The following is an 18,474-nucleotide window of genomic DNA, read 5'->3' as shown; positions in this document are numbered from 1 at the left end:
TTCTCGTACGCCCCGGGCCTCTCGTATGCCCTGGGCCGTCCCGCACGCCCTGGGCCGGCACGTCGTACACCCCTACCCCGTGCCTGTCCGCTACTTCCCACGCGCGGCTGCCGGGCCGTCCGTACTCCCGCGGGAGTACTTCAACGGCCGCTGCCCGGAGGACGCGGGAGCAGGCTCCCCGGCGGGACGCTCTAGGTGTTTCGGGACGCACCCCGAAGCGGCTGAAGCCCACCGCCGAGGAGATGAACCACCATGTACACGCTGCTGGCCGACCACGACGGGCATTGGCCCGGTCCCTGGATCCTGCTGATCCCGCTCGCCTGGGCCGCCGTGGTGTTCCTTGTGATCGTCGTGCTGCGCCGGACGGTCTGGCGCCGCGGCTGCGGTGCCGGGGCGGACCACCCGCTGGCCGTCCTCGGCCGCCGGTACGCCGAGGGCGCCATCGACGCGGAGGAGTACCGCGCCAAGCGGGCCGTCCTCACCGAGAGCCGGCGCGGGCGCGAGCAGGGCCGAGGGGGCGCGGGGAAGTGAGCACACTCGATGTCGTACGCGACACCGCCGCGCGGGTCGTCGACGCCGTGAAGGTCTACGGCGTCGGCGACACCGTGGTCCGGGCGCTGGACCACGTCACGGTCGACTTCCCGGCCGGGGGGTTCACCGCGATCATGGGGCCGTCCGGTTCGGGCAAGTCCACCCTGATGCACTGCGCGGCGGGCCTCGACACCCTCACCGCGGGCCGGGCCTACATCGGCGGTACCGAGCTCGGCCCGCTCGGCGACCGGCGCCTCACCCTGCTGCGCCGGGAGCGGATCGGCTTCGTCTTCCAGGCGTTCAACCTGGTACCCACACTGACCGTCCGGGAGAACATCACCCTTCCGCTCGACCTGGCCGGCGCCGCACCCGACCGGGGCTGGCTGGACGCGCTGATCGACATCGTCGGCCTCGGCGACCGGCTGCACCACCGCCCGAGCGAACTCTCCGGTGGCCAGCAGCAGCGCGTCGCCGTGGCCCGGGCGCTCGCCGGGCGGCCCCAGGTGGTCTTCGCCGACGAGCCGACCGGCAACCTCGACTCCCGCACCGGCGGCGAGGTGCTCGGCCTGCTGCGCCGGGCGGTCGACGAGATGGGGCAGGCCGTCGTCATGGTCACCCACGACCCGACCGCGGCGGGGTACGCCGACCAGGCCCTGTTCCTCGCCGACGGCCGGCTGGTCGACCGGATGGAACAGCCGAACGCCGACCGGGTGCTGGACCGGATGAAGGCCTTCGAACGGGGGCGGTCATGAGTTCCACGACGGCCGCCGCGACCGCTGCCGCCCGGCTCAGCCTGCGCTCGCTGGGAGCGCACAAGCGGCGCCTGGTCGGCACCTTCCTCTCGATCCTGCTCGGGGTCGCCTTCCTGGCCGGGACGATGGTGCTTGGCGACACCCTGCGCTCCAACTTCGACACGCTGTTCGCCGACGCCAACGCCGGCACCGACGTGGTGGTCCGCAGCGCCGACGTCCTGGACTCCCCCGGGACGCCCGGAGGTGTCCGGGCACCCGTCGACACGGCGCTCACCGAGCGGCTGCGGGCCGTCCCCGGGGTGGCCGCCGCCGAGGCGTCGGTCCAGGGCGCCGGCCAGCTGGTCGGCAGTGACGGCAAGCCGGTCGGCGGGCAGGGGCCGCCTACCCTGGCCGGGAACTGGCTCACCGACAGCCGGCTCAACCCCTACCGGCTCGCCGAGGGACACCCGCCGCAGGCGCCCGGCGAGGCCGTGGTCAACCGCGGTGCGGCGAAGGCCGGCGGGCTGCACATCGGCTCCACCACCGTGCTGCGCACCCCCGACCCGGTGACCGTCACCGTCGTCGGCATCGCCACCTTCGGGGACAGCGCGGACGGGATGGGCCCGAGCACCTTCACCGCACTCACGCTGGCCGACGCCGAACGCCACCTCACTCCCAAGGGCGCCGGTCAGGCCGGCTCGATCCAGGTCCGGGCGGCGGACGGGATCTCCCAGCAGAAGCTGGTGAGGAGGATCGCCCCGGAGCTGCCCGGCGGGGTGGAGGCGATCACCGGTACGGCGGCCACCCAGGAGAGCACCGCGATGGTCTCGGGGCGGTTCCTGACGATGTTCACCACCCTGCTGCTGGTCTTCGCCGGGATCGCCCTGCTGGTCGCGACCTTCACCATCCACAACACCTTCGCGATCGTGGTCGCCCAGCGGACGAGGGAGAACGCCCTGCTGCGGGCGCTCGGGGCGGTGCGGGGCCAAGTGCTGGGGGCGACCCTGGCGGAGGCGCTGGTCGTCGGTGCGCTCGCCTCGCTCGGCGGGCTGCTCGCCGGGATCGGCGTGGCCGCAGGGCTCAAGGCACTGTTCTCGGCACTCGGCTTCTCGCTGCCGACGGGCGGCATGGTGATCAGTACGGCCGCGGTCGTGCTGCCGCTGCTCGTGGGCACGCTGGTCGCGGTCGGCTCGGCGCTCCTGCCGGCCGTCCGGGCCGGGCGCACCGCGCCGCTGGCGGCGCTGCGCGAGACGGGAGTGGATCGGGCGGCCGAGGGGTGGTCCGGCAGGGCTCGGGTCGGGCTCGGCGGGCTGCTGGTCGCGGTGGGTGTCCCGGTCACCGTTCTCGGCGCGACGGACGGGCCGTCGGTCGCCCTGACCACCGGGGGCGGGCTGGCCGTCCTGGCCGGCGTGGTGGTGCTCGGTCCGGTCGCCGCGGCACTCGCCGTCCGGGCGCTGGGCGCGCCGCTGCCACGGCTGCGCGGGGTTTCCGGCACGCTCGCCCGGCGCAACGCGGCCCGCAACCCGCGCCGCACGGCGGCCACGGCGAGTGCCCTGATGATCGGCGTCGCGGTGGTCACGCTGTTCACGGTGTTCGGCGCCTCGGTCAAGGCCACCCTGGATTCCACGGTGAGCTCGTCCTTCGCCGGTGACCTCGCCGTCACCGCGCCCTCCTTCGGTGCGGGCGGCAGCGGGGTCAGCCCCAAGCTGGCGGACGCGCTCGCCCAACTGCCGGAGGTGCGGCAGACGGTGGGCCTCGGCCGGGGCGTGGCGCGGATCGACGGTCACGGGCGGGTCCTGGACGTCACCGACCCGGCGCGACTGGCCGGAATCGTCGACCTCGGCCGCGTCGACGGCGCCCTCGACACGCTCGGCACCGACGGCCTGGCGGTGGCTCGCAGCGAGGCGGAGCAGCGCGGCTGGCGGCTCGGCCAGAGCGTGACCGTCGCCTTCACGGACGGCGTGAGCGGCCCCTTCACGATCCGCGCCCTGTACGACGAGAGCGGTCTGGCCGGGGACTACCTGATCACCCGCCAGGCCTGGGCGCCGCACCGCGGGCAGGACGCGGACACCATGGTCGCCGTCGGGCTCAAGGCCTCCGTGCCGCTCGCTGCGGGCCGGGCCGCCGTCGAGAAGGCCGCCGCCCCCTTCGGGAACCCACAGGTGCAGGACCGGGCGCAGTACGCGGCGAGCGCGGCCGGCGGGGTCGACATGATGCTCTCGGTGGTCTACGCGCTGCTGGCCCTGGCGGTGCTGATCGCCCTGCTCGGCATCGCCAACACCCTGACCCTCGCCGTGCACGAGCGGACCAGGGAGCTGGGGCTGCTCCGGGCGGTCGGCCAGACCAGGGCGCAGCTGCGGGGCATGGTGCGCTGGGAGTCCGTCCTGGTGGCGGCTTTCGGGACGGTCGGCGGGCTCGGTCTCGGGGCGTTCCTCGGCTGGGCGCTGGTGCGGGCCTCGGACAGTGCCGGGACGGGCTCGTTCGCGATCCCGCCGGGACAGCTTGCGGTGGTGCTGGTTGCCGGACTGGCGGCGGGCGCGGTCGCGGGCCTGCGCCCGGCAGGCCGGGCGGCGCGGCTCGACATCCTCAGGGCGATCGCGACGGAATGAGGAGGTGCGGCATGAGGAGGCACGGGGTGACAGGACGACGAGGTGACGGCCGTCGAGGCGGCAGCGGGGTGAACGCAGGGTGGGTGAGCCGACGGGGCGTCACGCGCCGTGGGCGCACCTGGCCCACCTGGCCCACCTGGCCCACCCGGCCCCCCGGCCACCGGTCCGAGCCGGCGCTGGCTCGGACACCCCGGCCCGACCGGCACCCTGTCCAGCGGACACCGGGGTCGCCCCGGTGCCCGGCCGGGCGGATCCAGCCCGGCCGGGTCCGGTGCTCGGTCGAGCTAGGGGAACACCTGACGCAGCAGCGGGTCCGGCAGGCCGCGGCGGCGCCACTCGCGGGGGTAGCCCAGCGAGACCTCCTCGAAGCGGACGCCGTCGTAGTTGGTCACCCGAGGGATGTGCAGGTGCCCGTAGATCATCGCGGCGGTGTTGAAGCGCCGGTGCCAGTCCGCCGTCAGCTCGGTGCCGCACCACTGGGCGAACTCCGGGTACCAGAGGATCTCGGTGGGCTGGCGGACCAGCGGGTAGTGGTTGACCAGGACCAGCGGCAGCTCCGGGTCGCAGGCCGCCAGGCGCTTCTCGGTGAGCCGGACGCGCTCGCGGCACCAGGAGTCGCGGTCGGGGAACGGGTCCGGGTGGAGCATCCGCTCGTCCGAGCAGACCACACCGCTGTTGTACGCGGCTTCCAGGGACTCCTTCTTGGTGGTCGTACCGGGAGCCCGGAAGGTGTAGTCGTACAGCAGGAACAGCGGCGCGATGGCGACCGGTCCGCCGACGCCCTCCCAGACCGGGTACGGGTCCTCGGGGGTGACGACACCGAGTCGGCGGCAGAGGTCCACCAGGTACTCGTAGCGGGCGACACCCCGCAGCTGCACCGGGTCGTCGGGGTGGGTCCAGAGCTCGTGGTTGCCGGGAGCCCAGATGACCCGGGCGAAGCGCTCGGCGAGCAGGCTCAGGGACCACTCGATGGTGGTGCTGATCTCGGCGATGTCACCGGCGACGATCAGCCAGTCGTCGGGCGAGTCGGGTTGCAGCTTCGCCACCAGGTCGCGGTTCTCCTGGTAGGAGACGTGCAGATCGCTGACGGCGAGCAGCCGGCCGGCCCGTCCGGGGCCTCCCGTCCGCCCCGACTGCGCGTCACTCTGGTACTCGGTCGTCACTCCAGCCCCCATGTCGTCACCCGGCCGATGCCGCCACAGTACGGGGACGGACGGGCTTCGCGCCGCAGGTTGGCTGGATCAGTCGTTCGAGCGGCTCGGTTCCGCCGTTGGGACGAGGGTGACCGGAGTGACCGGAGTGACCGGAGCGGCCAGGGCGGCCAGGGCATCCAGGGCGTTCGAGGGCCGAGGGGGCCGCCAGGGCGCCGGAGCCGCTGGGCTGTCAGGGCGCCGTGACCGGCGCCGAGGTCAGTCGCCGATCTGCCAGAGCACGCCGTGGCTGGTGGCGGTGGTGACGGCGAGGACGACCAGCGCGGCGACGCCGAGGACGATGCCGAGCAGGGCGCGCCCACGGCGGTGGGTGCCCCGGACGAGGGCGAGCGTGCCGAGGGTGATGGCCAGGGGGCCGAGAACGATGTTGAAGAGCAGCAGGCCCGGCAGGCCGAGCAGGAAGGAGGCGACGGCCAGGTTGTCGGCCTCGGCGGTGCGGTGGCGCCGAACAGCGGCGCCGGTGCTGGTGGCGGTGGCGGTGTTCATGACGGCGGGTGTCCTTCCGGGACGGTGGTGTGGCGAGGGGGTCAGCGCTGACGCAGGCGGGCGATGCCCTCGCGGGCGCCGAACGCGAGCAGCCAGGCGGCGATGGCAGCGGCGGCGGTGAGGAAGACCGGGAGCGTGGTGTGCGCGGCGGCGCCGATGAGGACGCCCATGGCGACCAGGGCGGTGAGCAGGATCATGGCGGTCCCTTCCGGCGGCTTCCACCGCCTTGGGTTTACAAGTGTTCGCTGAATCCTCTGTCACTCTACGCGGGCTGGCCATTTTCGGCAAACGATTGTTTACTGAATGGCGTGAGTCACACCGTTGGGGCCAGGCAGGCCCAGAAGCAGCAGAGTCGGCGCGCGTTGCTGGACGCGGGGCTGCACCTGCTGGCCGATCAGAACCTCGCGAGCGTCGGCGTTCGCGAGGTCACCCGGGAGGCGGGGCTCTCGCCGGCCGCCTTCTACCGGCACTTCCCGGACCTCGCCGCCCTCGGGGTGGCCCTGGTCGAGGAGTCGCTCGCCAGCCTCCATGTGATGATCCGTTCCGTACTCGCCGGTGCGGGCGGGTCCGACGAGCTGATCGACCGGACGGTGGACGTCATCGAGCAGCATGTGCGTGACCATCGGCCGCACGTCCGCTTCCTGGCGCGCGAGCGGCACGGGGGAGTGCGGCAGGTGCGGGAGGCGATCGACGTCGAACTCGGTCGCTTCGCCACGGAGGTGGGTGCGGCGCTCGCGCTCCAGCCGGTGTCGCAGGGATGGAGTGAGGAGGATCTGCGGATGCTCGCCGAGCTGTACGTCGACCACATGGTCTCCACGGCCGCCGCCCTCCTGGAGGCGCAGGAGGTCGACCCGGAGCGCGAACGGCACATCGCCGCCACCGCCCGACTGCAGCTGCGTCTGATCAGCCTCGGTCGCCGCCACTGGCAGGGCGGCTGACGGTAGCCCTGGTCGGCGGTGCCAGCCCCACCCGGGGCGCGCCGCCCGGCACCGCCCGCGCGCCGGGCTCGGTCCCGCGCCCCACTGCCGCGCCCCACTGTCGCGCCCCACTCCCGCCGCTCCGCGCCCCGGTCCTCATCCCGCTCCCCGGCCCCCGAGGCCTCCCTCTGTCTGACCTCCCCTCGTGGTGGACCCTTGACAACTCGTCATGTCCGCGCCAGTTTTGGTGCACCCCCACAACGAGAGGTCTCTCATGAAGAAGCCGCTCATAGGCACGTTCGCCGCGCTCCTGTTCGCCGGGGCGACCGCCCTGGCCGGCGCCCCCGCCGCCGTCGCCTCGTCGCCCGCGGACGCGCGGACCGCCCCCGCGGCCGCGACCGAGGCACAGGTCGCGGCCCAGACCCTGGCCGACCCCCAGCTCCAGGCCTCGTCCCAGGACCAGCAGGCCCGGGCTGCCGTGAACTTCGCCGGGACGGTGGCGCTCAGCAACTGTTCCGGTTCGCTCGTCCGGCTCCCGGCCTCCGCCGCGACGGACCCGGCGCTCATCCTCTCCAACGGCCACTGCCTGGAGACCGGGTTCCCCGGCCCCGGCCAGGTGGTCGTCAACCAGTCCTCCAGCCGCACGTTCTCGCTGCTCAACGGCACCGGCTCCAAGGTCGCCACGCTGCGCGCGAACAAGGTGGTCTACGGCACGATGACCGACACCGACGTGTCGATCTACCAGCTGAACACCACCTATGCCGCGATCCAGTCGAGCTACGGCATCGCCCCGCTGACCATCTCCGCGAGCCACCCGGTGCAGGGCACCTCCATCAAGGTCGTCTCCGGGTACTGGAAGAAGACCTACTCGTGCTCGGTCGACGGCTTCGTCTACCGGCTCAAGGAGGGCTCCTGGACCTGGAAGGACTCGGTCCGTTACACCTCCAGCTGCAACACGATCGGCGGTACCTCCGGCTCCCCGGTGATCGACACCAGCACCGGCCAGGTCATCGCCGTGAACAACACGGGTAACGAGGACGGCGAGCGCTGCACGGACAACAACCCGTGCGAGGTCGACCAGAACGGTGTGGTGACCGTTCGCCAGGGCATCAACTACGCCCAGGAGACCTACGGCATCCCGGCCTGCTTCGCCGCCGGGAACCGCCTCGACCTCACCCGGGCCGGCTGCACCCTGCCGCGCCCCTGATCAGCACATCTTTCCCCGGTGGGCCATCCGCGATCCCGCGGGTGGCCCACTCGGCCGTCTACCGGACGGCCGATCGTCCGGCAGTCGGGCGCCGATTGCCGGAGAGTGTCGAACAGTTCCATTGACCCGATGGAGAGTTGATGTCCACCAAGCTCAGAAGGCTGCTGGTCGCCGTTCTGCTGATGCCGCTGCTCGGCCTCGGTCTGGCGACGCCCGCCCTGGCGGCCGGCGCCGACGCGTCGGCCGGCCCGGTCTCGGCCGCGGACAACCCCGCGGCCGACATCAAGGACCGCCTGGTCGCGATCCCGGGGATGACCGTCACCGAGGAGAAGCCGACCACCACCGGTCACCGCTACTTCCTGCTCACCTACACCCAGCCGATCGACCACCTCCGCCCCTGGCTGGGCACCTTCCAGCAGCGGCTGAGCGTGCTGCACCGGGGGTACGACCGCCCGACCGTCTTCTACACCAACGGCTACACGCTCGGCACCAACCCCTCGCGCACCGAGCCGACCCGGCTGACCGACGGCAACCAGGTCTCGATCGAGTACCGCTACTTCTCGCCGTCCCGCCCGGAGCCGGCCGACTGGACCAAGGCCGGCATCGAGCAGGCCGCCACCGACTCGCACCGGATCATCACCGCGCTGAAGCGCGTCTACCACCGCGCGTGGCTGTCGACCGGGGCCAGCAAGGGCGGTATGTCCTCGACCTACCACCGCCGCTTCTTCCCGGACGACGTGGACGGCACCATCGCGTACGTCGCGCCGAACGACGTCGACAACCGCGAGGACTCCGCCTACACCGAGTTCTTCCGGACCGTGGGCACTCCGGAGTGCCGGGCCACGCTCGCCGCCGCGCAGCGCGAGCTGCTCGTCCGCCGCGACCGCCTGGAGGCTCGCTACGTGGCCGACAACGCGGCGGCCGGCTCCACCTTCGCCACCACGGGCAGCGCCGACCGGGCCTACGAGGCGGGCGTGCTCGACGTCGTCTGGGCGTTCTGGCAGTACAGCACCGAGGCGGACTGCGCCGCCGTCCCGGTGGCGGCCACCGCCACCGACGACGAGCTGTACGCGTGGTTCGACACCCAGTCCGGCATCACCGGCAACAGCGACCAGTCGCTCGCCCAGTACACCGCGTACTACTACCAGGCGGGCACCCAGCTGGGTTCGCCGTCCTTCGACGTCTCGCACCTGAAGGGCCTGCAGCACTACGACTACAAGGAGCTGTACTCGCCGCGCACGTACGTGCCGAAGAACATCCCGATGCGCTTCGACGCGTCCGCGATGCGCGACATCGACCGCTGGGTGAAGCACTCCGCCGAGCGGATGATCTTCGTCTACGGCCAGAACGACCCGTGGGGCGCCGAGCCGTTCCGGCTGGGCCGGGGCAGTGAGGACAGCTACGTCTACACCGTGGCCGGCGGCAACCACGGGTCCAACATCGGCAAGCTGAAGGCCGACGAGTCGGTCCAGGCCACCGCCAAGGTGCTGGAGTGGGCCGGCCTGGCCGACCCGGCCGCCGCCAAGTCCCTCGCGCAGTCCCACCAGATCCCGCCGTTCGGGCCGCTGGACGAGGAAGGCCTCAAGCTGGAGCACCACCGGCTGTAACGCGCCACGGCTGTCACGCGTCGCCGGCCGTCACGCATCACCGAGTGTCACGCGTGAGCCGACCGACCCACCGGGGCCACCCGTCGCCATCGCGACGGGTGGCCCTTCGGCGTCCCCGTCCGACGCGGAACCTCCGCCGCACGTGGAATCGTCCCCGGACGCAAGCCCCCGCTGGACGCGGAGGACGCCGCGTGCCCCCTCCCCGAAGCAATGAATCGGTGCTTCAATACTTTCATGGCCTATCGACGCACCCCCGCCGTACAAGCCCGACTGGACGCCCAGCGCGAGGCGGTCCTGCAGGCTGCGGTCGGGTTGCTCGCCGAGCGCGGCTACGGCGGCTGCTCGATGGCCGCCGTCGCGGACCGCGCCGGGATCGCCACCGGCAGCCTCTACCAGCACTTCGCCAACAAGGCCGAGCTGTCGGTCGAGCTGTTCCGCCGGGTGGTCAACCGCGAGATCGCCGCGGTGACGTCGGCCGTCGCCCGCCACGAGACCCCGCAGCGGCGGATCGCCGCCGTGGTCGAGACCTTCGCCGCCCGCGCCCTGCGGGCGCCCAGGCTCGCTCACGTACTGCTGGTCGAGCCGGCCGACGCCGTCGTGGACGCCGAACGGCTGGTGTTCCGGCGGGCGTTCCGCGATGTGATCGCCACCGAGATCGCCGCCGCCGTGGCGGCCGGCCAACTGCCCCGGCAGGAACCGGAGCTGACCGCGGCCGCCCTGGTCGGCGCGGTGGGCGAGGCGCTGGCCGGTCCGCTCGCCGCGGCCCACGCACCCGTTTCCGGGGACACCCCGCCCGAGGTGGTCCCCGCCCTGGTCTCCTTCACCCTGCGTGCCCTGGGAGGACGCGATGACAGCGACGCCTGACACGACCACGCCCGACACGACCACGCCCGACACGACCGCACCCACTCCGGTGGCCCCCGTTCCGGTGTACGCGCCCTCCCGGACGCACGAGGTCACCAACCAGGTGCCGCTGCCGTACGGGCACGACACCGCCGCCGACCCGACCCTGCTCGCGGGCCTGCACCGGGCCGGCGCGGGCTGGGCCGAGGCCGAGCTGCACGAGCTCGGCCGGCTGGCCGGCTCCGAACAGGCCGCCGACTGGGGGCGGTTGGCCAATGAGCACCCGCCCGTGCTGCGCACCCACGACCGGTTCGGTCACCGGATCGACGAGGTCGAGTTCCACCCGTACTGGCACGAGCTGATGCGCACCGCCGTCGGCCACGGTCTGCACGCCACGCCCTGGCGGGACGGCCGGCCGGGCGCGCACTCCGCCCGCGCCGCCAAGTTCTTCGTCTGGGGCCAGGTCGAGGCCGGTCACACCTGCCCGATCTCGATGACCTACGCCGCCGTCCCCGCCCTGCGCGCGAACCCGGCGCTGGCTGCCGAGTTGGAGCCGCTGCTGGCCGCGACCGAGTACGACTTCGGGCTGCGCGAGCCGCACGGCAAACGGGGACTGATCGCCGGCATGTCGATGACCGAGAAGCAGGGCGGCTCGGACGTCCGCACCAACACCACCACCGCCGCTCCGCAGGCGGACGGCACCTACCGGCTGACCGGCCACAAGTGGTTCACCTCGGCGCCGATGTCGGACCTCTTCCTGACGCTCGCCCAGGCTCCGGGCGGGCTGAGCTGCTTCATGCTGCCCCGTGTCCTGCCGGACGGCACCCGCAACCGCCTCCACCTCCAGCGGCTCAAGGACAAGCTGGGCAACAAGTCCAACGCCTCCGCCGAGCTCGAGTACGACGGCGCGGTCGGCTGGCTGGTGGGGGAGGAGGGCCGGGGGGTCCGGACCATCATCGAGATGGTCAACATGACCCGTCTCGACTGCACCGTGGGAGCCGCCTCCGGCATGCGCCTGGGGGCCACCCGGGCGGTCCAGCACGCCCTGCACCGGCGGGCGTTCGGCAAGGCGCTGGTCGACCAGCCGCTGATGCGCAACGTGCTCGCCGACCTGGTGGTGGAGTCCGAGGCGGCCACCGTCGTGGCGATGCGCCTCGCCGAGGCCACCGACCGGGCGCTGGCGGGGGACGGGACCGAGACGCTGGTGCGCCGGCTGGGGCTGGCCGTCGCCAAGTACTGGGTCTGCAAGCGCGGTCCGGCGCACGCCGCCGAGGCACTGGAGTGCCTGGGCGGCAACGGCTACGTCGAGGAGTCCGGGATGCCCCGGCTCTACCGCGAGGCGCCGCTGGTCTCGATCTGGGAGGGCTCCGGCAACGTCGCCGCTCTGGACGCGCTGCGCGCCATGGCCAAGCACCCGGAGACCGTCGAGGCCTTCCTCGGCGAGCTGGACGCCGCCGCCGGCGCGGACCGCCGGCTGGACGCCGCCGTCGCCGAACTCCGCAAGCAGCTCACCGATCCGAGCGATCTGGAGTACCGGACGCGCCGACTGGTCGAGGCTATGGCGCTGGCCTTCCAGGGATCGCTGCTGGTCCGCCACGGCGACCCGGCGGTGGCCGACGCCTTCTGCGCCTCCCGCCTCGGCGGCGACCACGGCGCGGCCTTCGGCACCCTGCCCGCCGGCCTCGACGCCGGGGCGATCATCGACCGTGCCCGCCCGGTGCCCGCATGAGCGCGGACGACGCGGCCGAGACCGCCGAGACCGCCGAGACCGCCGAGGTGGCCGAGGCGGACACGGCGACCGAGGCCAGCCAGGCAATCGAGGCGAACGAGGCAATCGAGGCGAACGAGGTAGACAAGGCAACCAAAGCGGACGAGGCCGCTGCGGTCCGCGGCTTCTGGCAGGCGCTCGGCCTCCCCGGCCTGATCGACGTGCACACCCACTTCATGCCGAAGAACGTTCTCGACAAGGTGTGGGCGTACTTCGACCTGGCCGGTCCGCTCGTCAACCGGCCCTGGCCGATCACCTACCGCGTTGCCGAGGCCGAACGGGTCGAGCGGCTGCGGGAGTTCGGCGTCCGGGCGTTCACCTCCATGCTGTACCCGCACAAGCCCGGGATGGCGGCCTGGCTGAACGCCTGGGCCGCCGACTTCGCCGCCCGCACCCCGGACTGCCTGCACACCGCGACCTTCTTCGCCGAACCCGAGGCGCCCGGCTACGTGGCGCGGGCGGTCGAGGACGGCGCCCGGGTGTTCAAGGCGCACCTCCAGGTCGGCGGCTACGACCCGACGGACCGCCGGCTGGACGCGGTCTGGGGGCTGCTGGCCGAGACCGGTACGCCGGTGGTCACCCACTGCGGATCCGGGCCGGTGGCGGGCAAGTTCACCGGCCCCGGCCCGATCGGCGAGGTCCTGGACCGGCACCCGGGGCTGGTCCTGGTGGTCGCCCACCTCGGCATGTCCGAGTACCGGGACTTCCTCGACCTCGCCGAGCGCCACCCGTCCGTCCGGCTGGACACCACCATGGCGTTCACCGACTTCGTCGAGGCCGACGACCCGTTCCCGCGCAGCGAACTGCCCCGCCTGCGCGCGCTCCAGGACCGCGTCCTGCTCGGCAGCGACTTCCCCAACATCCCGTACCGGTACGTCCACCAGCTGGAGGCGCTGGCCGGGCTGGGACTGGGGGAGGAGTGGCTGCGGGCGGTCTGCCACGACAACGCGGCCGCACTCTTCGGGCTCACCCCGAAGGGCTGACCCCGAAGGGCTGACTCCGAAGGGCTGACCCCGGCGGGCCGACCGGTGGCGGGCTGACTGGCGGCAGGCCGGCCCTGGCCCACCCCGCCCGGTGCCCGGCCGCCCGGCCGGGCACCCACCGCGCCCCGGTCACCGCACGGTCCGCAGCACCTCCACCAGGGCCGGGTGCAGCCCGGGCGCGGCGGCGAGGAAGCTGTCCGAGCCGGGTGTCCAGGCCGCCCCGGCGGCGTCCGTCACCGTCGCGCCCGCCTCGGCCGCGATCAGGGCGCCCGGCAGCAGGTTGCCCGCGTCCGCCCCGTACTCCCAGAACAGCGTCAGGTGTCCGGAGCCGACCTGGGCGACCTGCAAGGAGGTCGGGCCGAGGCAGCGGACCGCCAGGACCGAGCCCAGCACCGCCGTGAGCGACTCGCCCGCGCGGCGCAGCGCCACCGGGTCCGCGGCCACCAGCGGCGGCTGCGCCGTCCCGGCGACGGCCACCGCCGGGTCGCGCTCCAGCGGTGCGACGGGCCGCCCGTCCAGTTCGGCGCCGCCGCCGTGGACCGCGCGGTACGTCCGCCCGCCGAGCTCGGGGGTGTGCACCACGGCCAGCACCGCGACGCCGTCCCGGACCAGCGTGGCGGTGACCGCCCACTGCTGCTGGCCGAGCAGGTACTGCACGGCGCCGTCGGTCGCGTCGCAGAGCCACCACTCGCCCTCGGCCGGTAGCGTGCCCGCCGGTTCGTCGCTCACCCAGCCGGCCTGCGGACGCAGCGCGCCCAGCCGGGCCCGCAGGCGGGCGGCGACCGGGTCGTCCAACTCGGCGAAGCGCGCGGTCAGTTCCCCGAGCGTCCGCCCGGGGGTGGGCCAAGCCGGCCGCGCCGCCGCCAGCGCCGCGCCGACCTCGCGCACCGCCGCCTCGACCCCGGGCAGCAGCTCCCTGAGCGCCCGTACCTCGTCCATGGCCGTCCTCCGATCCGTCGCGGGCCGGGAGGGGAACTCCCGGCCGTCGGATACCAGGGGTACCGTCGGTGCTGCCGAACAGGACGGACGGCCGGGTGGTTCCGGCGGAGATCGGACTTCATGGACCTCTCGACTGCTGATCCGGACAGCGTGCTGGACGCGCTGGACCGCCGCCTGGTCTGCGCGCTGCAGGTCGACGGCCGAGCCGAGACCGGCCGGATCGCCGAGGTGCTCGGCGTCTCCGCGCGGACGGTCACCCGCCGGCTGGCCCGGCTGCAGCAGACCGGGCTGCTGCGGGTGGTCCGGATGCCCGACGTCGAGGACGCCGCCGTCGGTGCGCTGCTGCTGCGCGTCCGGGTGCTGCGCGGCAAGGCCGACACCATCGCCCAGGCCCTGGCCGACCGCCCGGACGTTCCCTTCGTCGACGTCATGCTCGGCGGCCAGGAGATCGGTGCGGTGATGCTGGGCGAGGCCGGTGGGCGGGAGCAGCTGCTGTACGGGCGGTTGCCCGCCACCGCGGCGGTCACCGAGACCACCGCGCACGCGGTGCTGCACGCCTTCTCCGACGCGGGGCAGTGGCGGGCCGGCTACCTGGACGAGGCCGAGGTGGCCGCCCTGACCCCGCCGCCCGTCGCGACCGCCCCGGAGAAGCGTCCGCTCGACACGCTGGACCACGCGCTGCTCGCCCGCCTCGGCGTGGACGCCCGGCAGTCCCACGCCGCCCTCGCAGCGGCCGTCGGCGCTCCCGAGTCGACCGTCCGCCGCCGGTTGCACCGGCTCGCCGGCGCCGGTCTGCTGCGCACCCACGCCACCGTCGATCCACGGCTGCTGGGCATGGCCGTGGACGCCAACCTCTGGCTGGACGTCCCGCCGGGCCGGCTCGCCGAGGTCGGTACGGCGCTGGCCCGCCACCCCCAGGTGCACGGGGTGTTCGCGACCAGCGGTCCGGCCAACCTGGTGGCCACCCTGTTCTGCGCGGACCACGGCGGTCTCTACCGCTTCCTCACCGGAACACTCGGCCCGCTCGGCGTCGACCGGGCCGAGACGGCGATCGTCGCCCGCGCGGTGAAGCGGGCGGGCGTCCCGGTGCGGCGTCCGCGGCCACGGCCCTGAACCGGCTCGCGGCACCGGGCGCGCGGCAGCGCCCCCGCGCCGGTATCCCCCGCGCCGGTATCCCCCGCGCCGGTATCCCCCGCGGCGGGGCGGCCGCAGGTCAGGCGCCGGTGGTCGAACCGGGCCGGATGACCATCAGGACGACGACCACGGCCCAGAGCAGGTTGAACACCCCGGCCGTCATCGGCAGCAGCCGCAGGCCCTGGACGGCCTTGCCGTGCTCCGGTGCCCCGGCGTCGAGGTCGAGCGCGTTCACCGCGGCCTGCTGCGCGGGCAGTACGAACAGCAGCAGCGCGAGCGCCGACAGCGCGGTGAGCACCATGGAGACGATCAGCCAGGACTGCCCGAGCACGTCCATCACCTGGGCGACGCCGATGCCCAGGATCGGGACGGCTATCCCCAGCAGCGCGTAGACCTGGGTGATCCGGTGCAGCAGTCGCAGGGTGCCGGCCTCGGCGGCCCGCTCCGGTCCGCCGGCCAGTGCGGCAGCGGCCCGGCGCGGGAACATGCTGACGGCCACCGCCACCGGGCCGATGAACAGCACCGAGGCGAGGACGTGCAGGCTCAGCAGGAACTTGGCCATGGCGGGAACACCCTTTGATCCAACGGGGGCTGCGCGCCGGGGACGCGGCGCGGGCAGCCGGGGCGTTCGGTTTCCGAGCCCCGAGCAGGCACGCTAACACCGCTTATCCGGGCCCCGGCCGCGCGGGTGGGACCACGGTTCCTGGGGCGGGCGGGCCGTGGGTCAGCCGGCCGGCGGCGTCAGCACCACGACCCGGGGGGCGGCGGTGCTGGCGACCGAGACGGCCGCTCCCTGTCGGACGTCCGCCCAGTCGAGCAGGTGGAGGTCCTGGTAGCGGCTGTGCAGCGGCTCGCCCGCCGGCACGTCGAGCGGCAGTGCGGAGAGGTCGACGCCGGCCAGGGTGTCCAGGCTGGCCCGGCCGAGCTTGATCAGCGACTCCTTGCGCACCCACAGGCGCAGGAACGCCCGCCCGGGCTCCGGGTGCGCCTCGACCTGCCGCAGCTCGGCCGGGCTGAGCACCCGTGCGGCGACGTCGAGGAGCGAGCCGCTCCGTGCCGTCAGCTCGACGTCGACGCCTACCGGCTGGTACCCGGCGGCGGCCGCGACGACGCCGCGGGTGTGCGAGAGGCTCACCTGGACGTCCGGGTGGTCCGGCAGGTAGGGCCGGCCGTGGTCGCCCTTGCCGCAGTCGGGGCAGTTCTGGGCCAGCGTCAGCCCGGCCGCCGGTACGCCGAGCAGCCGGGCGGCGCAGAGCCGGACCAGGATGTGCGCGGCGGTGAAGTCGACCCGCCCCGACTCGTGCCGGAAGCGCGCGGCGCGTTCGTGTTCGAGGGCGGTGAGCAGGTGGTCGCCGGCTTCGGGGTGCCGCAGGACGTCCGCGCTGGCCGAGACGGCGGCGAGCGGAGCCTGCGGGTCCTGGTCCTCGGAAGTCATGGTCCCAACCTAGCGGGGCCGCCCGTGGTCGTGGCCGCCCGCGGGCGTGATCGGCGCCCGCCCGGACTGCTTGGGATCGATCCTGACGGTCTGTAGGGTGTGGTTCGTCCGATTTAGTGTTGGATGTACCGTATCTGTCGTGTATCAGATGGGATCTACTGAAACGTGGCGGGTTGTGCGACCCGCCACTCTCTCTGTGCGGAGGAATGTGTCGATGGATCAGGGCATGGGTTCGCCGGAGCGCGGGACGGCCGCCGACCGGAGGCCGTCGGCCGTCCGCGGACGCCGGGCGGTCCGACTGGCGGTGGCGACCGCCGTCGCCGCGCTCCCGATGGCCGCGGTGCTGACGGTGGGCTCGGCCGCACCACTGGCCCCGCCGCTGGGGGCGTGCTCCGGGCCCGACTGCCCGGCGGTCTGGCCGACGCCGCCGCACAACGGGGACTTCGCCGGGCGGGACGCCACGATCAACGTCTTCACCGGCGGCGACTACACCGTGAACGGCCGGGCGGCCGAGGTCGAGGGCAAGATCGTCACCCTGGGGGACCTCACCGTCGACAAGAGCCAGGGCGGCGGCGCCTTCAACATGGGGGTGGTCGGGGTCGGTTCGCGGGTGGTGCCACCCAACGGCAGCGACTTCGTGACCGTCGGCGGCGCCGTGGACGTCAAGGCCGGCAACCGGATCCTCATCGGCGGCAGCGACTCCAAGGGCGCGGCCTTCGGCAACCTCCGTCACGCGGGCACGGTCACCGGCACCGTCGACATCGACCCCACCGGCCGGTCGATCGCGGATCCGGACGCCGCCGCGCCCTACCGTTCGGTGCTGAACCAGATCGAGGAGGTCTCCGCCTGCGTCGCCAGGGCGACCGCCACCGGCACGGTCACGGTGACCGGCAGCGAGGCCACCTTCGCGGGGGACGGGACCAGCATGAAGCAGGTCTTCAACGTCACCGGGAACCTGGGCTCGACCACCCGGCAGATCGGCCTGGTCTTCACCGGCGTCCCGGCCGGCGCCACCGTGGTCGTCAACATGCTGGCGGCCGACCCGGTCATCAACACCTACACCGGTACCGGCCTCCCGGGGGACCAGACCACCGAGATGCGTTCCAGGCTGATGTGGAACTTCCCCACGGCCACCGACGCGCGGATCCTCGGCGGCGCCCAGTTCCAGGGCTCGGTCATGGCGGGCAACGCGGGGGGCACCACGACCCTCGCCCAGCCCGGCATGAACGGCCGGGTCTACCTGGCGGGCAATCTGATCCAGACCGGCAACGGCGGCTACGAGATCCACGCTTACCCGTTCGACGGGGACCTGCCGGACTGCGCCGTGACGCCCAGCCCCTCGCCGACCTCGCCGAGCCCGTCGCCGACCTCCCCCAGCCCCACGCCGACCTCCACCTCGCCGTCCCCGACCTCGGCCTCACCCTCCCCGACGTCGCCGACCGCCACGTCCAGCACCCCGGCCCCCACGTCGTCCGGCCCCGCTCCGACCGGTCCGAGCGAGCACCCGACCAGCCACCGGCCCAGTAGCCACCGGCCGACCAGCCATCTGCCGGCTCCCGGCTCGTCGACCGGCGGGGGCGGGCAGCTGCCGTCGACCGGCGCGGGTGACGGCCCGGTCGTGCTCGGCCTGGCCGGTATCGCCCTGCTCGGCCTCGGCGGCCTCGCCGTCCTGGTCGCCCGCCGACGCGGACGCCACAGCTAGCCCGCAGGGCCTGCAGGTCCCACCAGACCCGTGGGCCCCACCGGACCGAGGCGCCTGACCGCCGAGGCGCCGGAGCTCCGTCGGGTCGCCCGGTCACCCGACCGGGCGGCCCGACCCGCGACCGGCCCCGTTGGCCGGGGCCCCGGTCCGGGAGCTGCCCTGCGGTGACCTGCGGTGATCTGAGCTGACCACCGGATCGACCGGCCCCGGGCAGGCCCGCCCTGGCGGGTGGGGACCCGTTCGGCCGGCACGAACGGGCGTGCGCCGCACCTGCTCAGCTTGGCGTTTATCCTCGTCGGCCTTGATGTTCCTTGATCGAGTCTGCTCGTTTGGCCGTCTTGCCGACGTTGTGGTGTGGGGCCCGTTGCTTG

At 73.7% G+C, this 18,474-nt stretch carries 17 protein-coding genes; 11 read left to right on the top strand and 6 right to left on the bottom strand.

Features of this window, described 5'->3' with window-relative positions:
* Positions 1-252 precede the first annotated feature (252 nt).
* The 3 genes from ABZ495_RS30085 to ABZ495_RS30075 are packed head-to-tail and all read left to right on the top strand — an operon-like array spanning position 253 to position 3,871.
* Positions 253-531: an SHOCT domain-containing protein gene (locus ABZ495_RS30085; protein WP_329487459.1), complete on the top strand. Its 279-nt coding sequence runs from the start codon at positions 253-255 to the stop codon at positions 529-531.
* A complete protein-coding gene (locus tag ABZ495_RS30080; protein WP_359802890.1) occupies positions 528-1,283 on the top strand; it encodes an ABC transporter ATP-binding protein in 756 nt (251 codons plus the stop codon). The genes ABZ495_RS30085 and ABZ495_RS30080 overlap by 4 nt, the downstream gene beginning before the upstream one ends.
* Positions 1,280-3,871 (top strand): ABC transporter permease, encoded by a 2,592-nt coding sequence (locus ABZ495_RS30075; RefSeq protein WP_359839045.1) that lies wholly within the window; start codon positions 1,280-1,282, stop codon positions 3,869-3,871. Before ABZ495_RS30080 ends, ABZ495_RS30075 begins: the two co-directional genes overlap by 4 nt.
* 284 nt (positions 3,872-4,155) lie before the next feature.
* Here ABZ495_RS30075 and ABZ495_RS30070 read toward each other — a convergent pair whose 3' ends face one another.
* From ABZ495_RS30070 to ABZ495_RS30060, 3 genes are all read right to left on the bottom strand, one after another.
* The gene (locus tag ABZ495_RS30070; protein ID WP_359802886.1) at positions 4,156-5,034 is read right to left on the bottom strand and encodes a metallophosphoesterase; all 879 of its coding nucleotides are present in this window, start codon (positions 5,032-5,034) and stop codon (positions 4,156-4,158) included.
* 246 nt (positions 5,035-5,280) lie between these two features.
* A complete protein-coding gene (locus ABZ495_RS30065) occupies positions 5,281-5,568 on the bottom strand; it encodes a DUF4190 domain-containing protein (RefSeq protein ID WP_329487455.1) in 288 nt (95 codons plus the stop codon).
* 41 nt (positions 5,569-5,609) lie between these two features.
* A complete protein-coding gene (locus tag ABZ495_RS30060) occupies positions 5,610-5,765 on the bottom strand; it encodes a hypothetical protein (RefSeq protein WP_329487454.1) in 156 nt (51 codons plus the stop codon).
* A gap of 111 nt (positions 5,766-5,876) precedes the next feature.
* Between ABZ495_RS30060 and ABZ495_RS30055 the strand changes: the two genes are divergently transcribed.
* From ABZ495_RS30055 to ABZ495_RS30030, 6 genes are all read left to right on the top strand, one after another.
* On the top strand, positions 5,877-6,506 hold the full coding sequence (locus ABZ495_RS30055; protein WP_359802885.1) for a TetR family transcriptional regulator: 630 nt from the start codon (positions 5,877-5,879) through the stop codon (positions 6,504-6,506).
* A gap of 253 nt (positions 6,507-6,759) precedes the next feature.
* Entirely contained in the window at positions 6,760-7,692 is a 933-nt protein-coding gene (locus ABZ495_RS30050; RefSeq protein WP_359802883.1) for a serine protease, read from the top strand.
* A gap of 140 nt (positions 7,693-7,832) precedes the next feature.
* The gene (locus ABZ495_RS30045) at positions 7,833-9,299 is read left to right on the top strand and encodes a S28 family serine protease (RefSeq protein WP_359839043.1); all 1,467 of its coding nucleotides are present in this window, start codon (positions 7,833-7,835) and stop codon (positions 9,297-9,299) included.
* Between the two features lie 234 nt (positions 9,300-9,533).
* Positions 9,534-10,163: a TetR/AcrR family transcriptional regulator gene (locus ABZ495_RS30040; protein ID WP_359802879.1), complete on the top strand. Its 630-nt coding sequence runs from the start codon at positions 9,534-9,536 to the stop codon at positions 10,161-10,163.
* Positions 10,147-11,871 (top strand): acyl-CoA dehydrogenase family protein, encoded by a 1,725-nt coding sequence (locus ABZ495_RS30035; protein ID WP_359839041.1) that lies wholly within the window; start codon positions 10,147-10,149, stop codon positions 11,869-11,871. The genes ABZ495_RS30040 and ABZ495_RS30035 overlap by 17 nt, the downstream gene beginning before the upstream one ends.
* Complete coding sequence (locus ABZ495_RS30030; RefSeq protein WP_359839039.1) at positions 11,868-12,893, top strand: amidohydrolase family protein; 1,026 nt, start codon at positions 11,868-11,870, stop codon at positions 12,891-12,893. Before ABZ495_RS30035 ends, ABZ495_RS30030 begins: the two co-directional genes overlap by 4 nt.
* A 129-nt stretch (positions 12,894-13,022) precedes the next feature.
* On the opposite strand, the gene ABZ495_RS30025 is transcribed toward ABZ495_RS30030, so the two are convergent.
* The gene (locus ABZ495_RS30025; protein WP_359839037.1) at positions 13,023-13,832 is read right to left on the bottom strand and encodes an inositol monophosphatase family protein; all 810 of its coding nucleotides are present in this window, start codon (positions 13,830-13,832) and stop codon (positions 13,023-13,025) included.
* Positions 13,833-13,952: 120 nt separating this feature from the next.
* Here ABZ495_RS30025 and ABZ495_RS30020 point away from each other — a divergent pair, with 120 nt between their 5' ends.
* Entirely contained in the window at positions 13,953-14,945 is a 993-nt protein-coding gene (locus ABZ495_RS30020) for an Lrp/AsnC family transcriptional regulator (RefSeq protein ID WP_359839035.1), read from the top strand.
* A 100-nt stretch (positions 14,946-15,045) separates the two neighbouring features.
* Here the strand turns inward: ABZ495_RS30020 and ABZ495_RS30015 are convergent, their stop codons facing one another.
* Entirely contained in the window at positions 15,046-15,528 is a 483-nt protein-coding gene (locus ABZ495_RS30015; protein WP_359839033.1) for a DUF2269 family protein, read from the bottom strand.
* Positions 15,529-15,690: 162 nt separating this feature from the next.
* Positions 15,691-16,401, bottom strand: a complete 711-nt coding sequence (locus ABZ495_RS30010) for a 4'-phosphopantetheinyl transferase superfamily protein (protein ID WP_359839031.1) — start codon at positions 16,399-16,401, stop codon at positions 15,691-15,693.
* A gap of 214 nt (positions 16,402-16,615) precedes the next feature.
* Here ABZ495_RS30010 and ABZ495_RS30005 point away from each other — a divergent pair, with 214 nt between their 5' ends.
* On the top strand, positions 16,616-18,103 hold the full coding sequence (locus ABZ495_RS30005) for a choice-of-anchor A family protein (RefSeq protein ID WP_359839030.1): 1,488 nt from the start codon (positions 16,616-16,618) through the stop codon (positions 18,101-18,103).
* The last annotated feature ends 371 nt before the right edge of the window (positions 18,104-18,474 follow it).

Source organism: Kitasatospora sp. NPDC005748 (assembly GCF_040630735.1).
Lineage (GTDB): Bacteria > Actinomycetota > Actinomycetes > Streptomycetales > Streptomycetaceae > Kitasatospora.
Note: the sequence above shows the minus strand (reverse complement) of the source record. Positions and strands in the feature narration are given on the sequence as shown.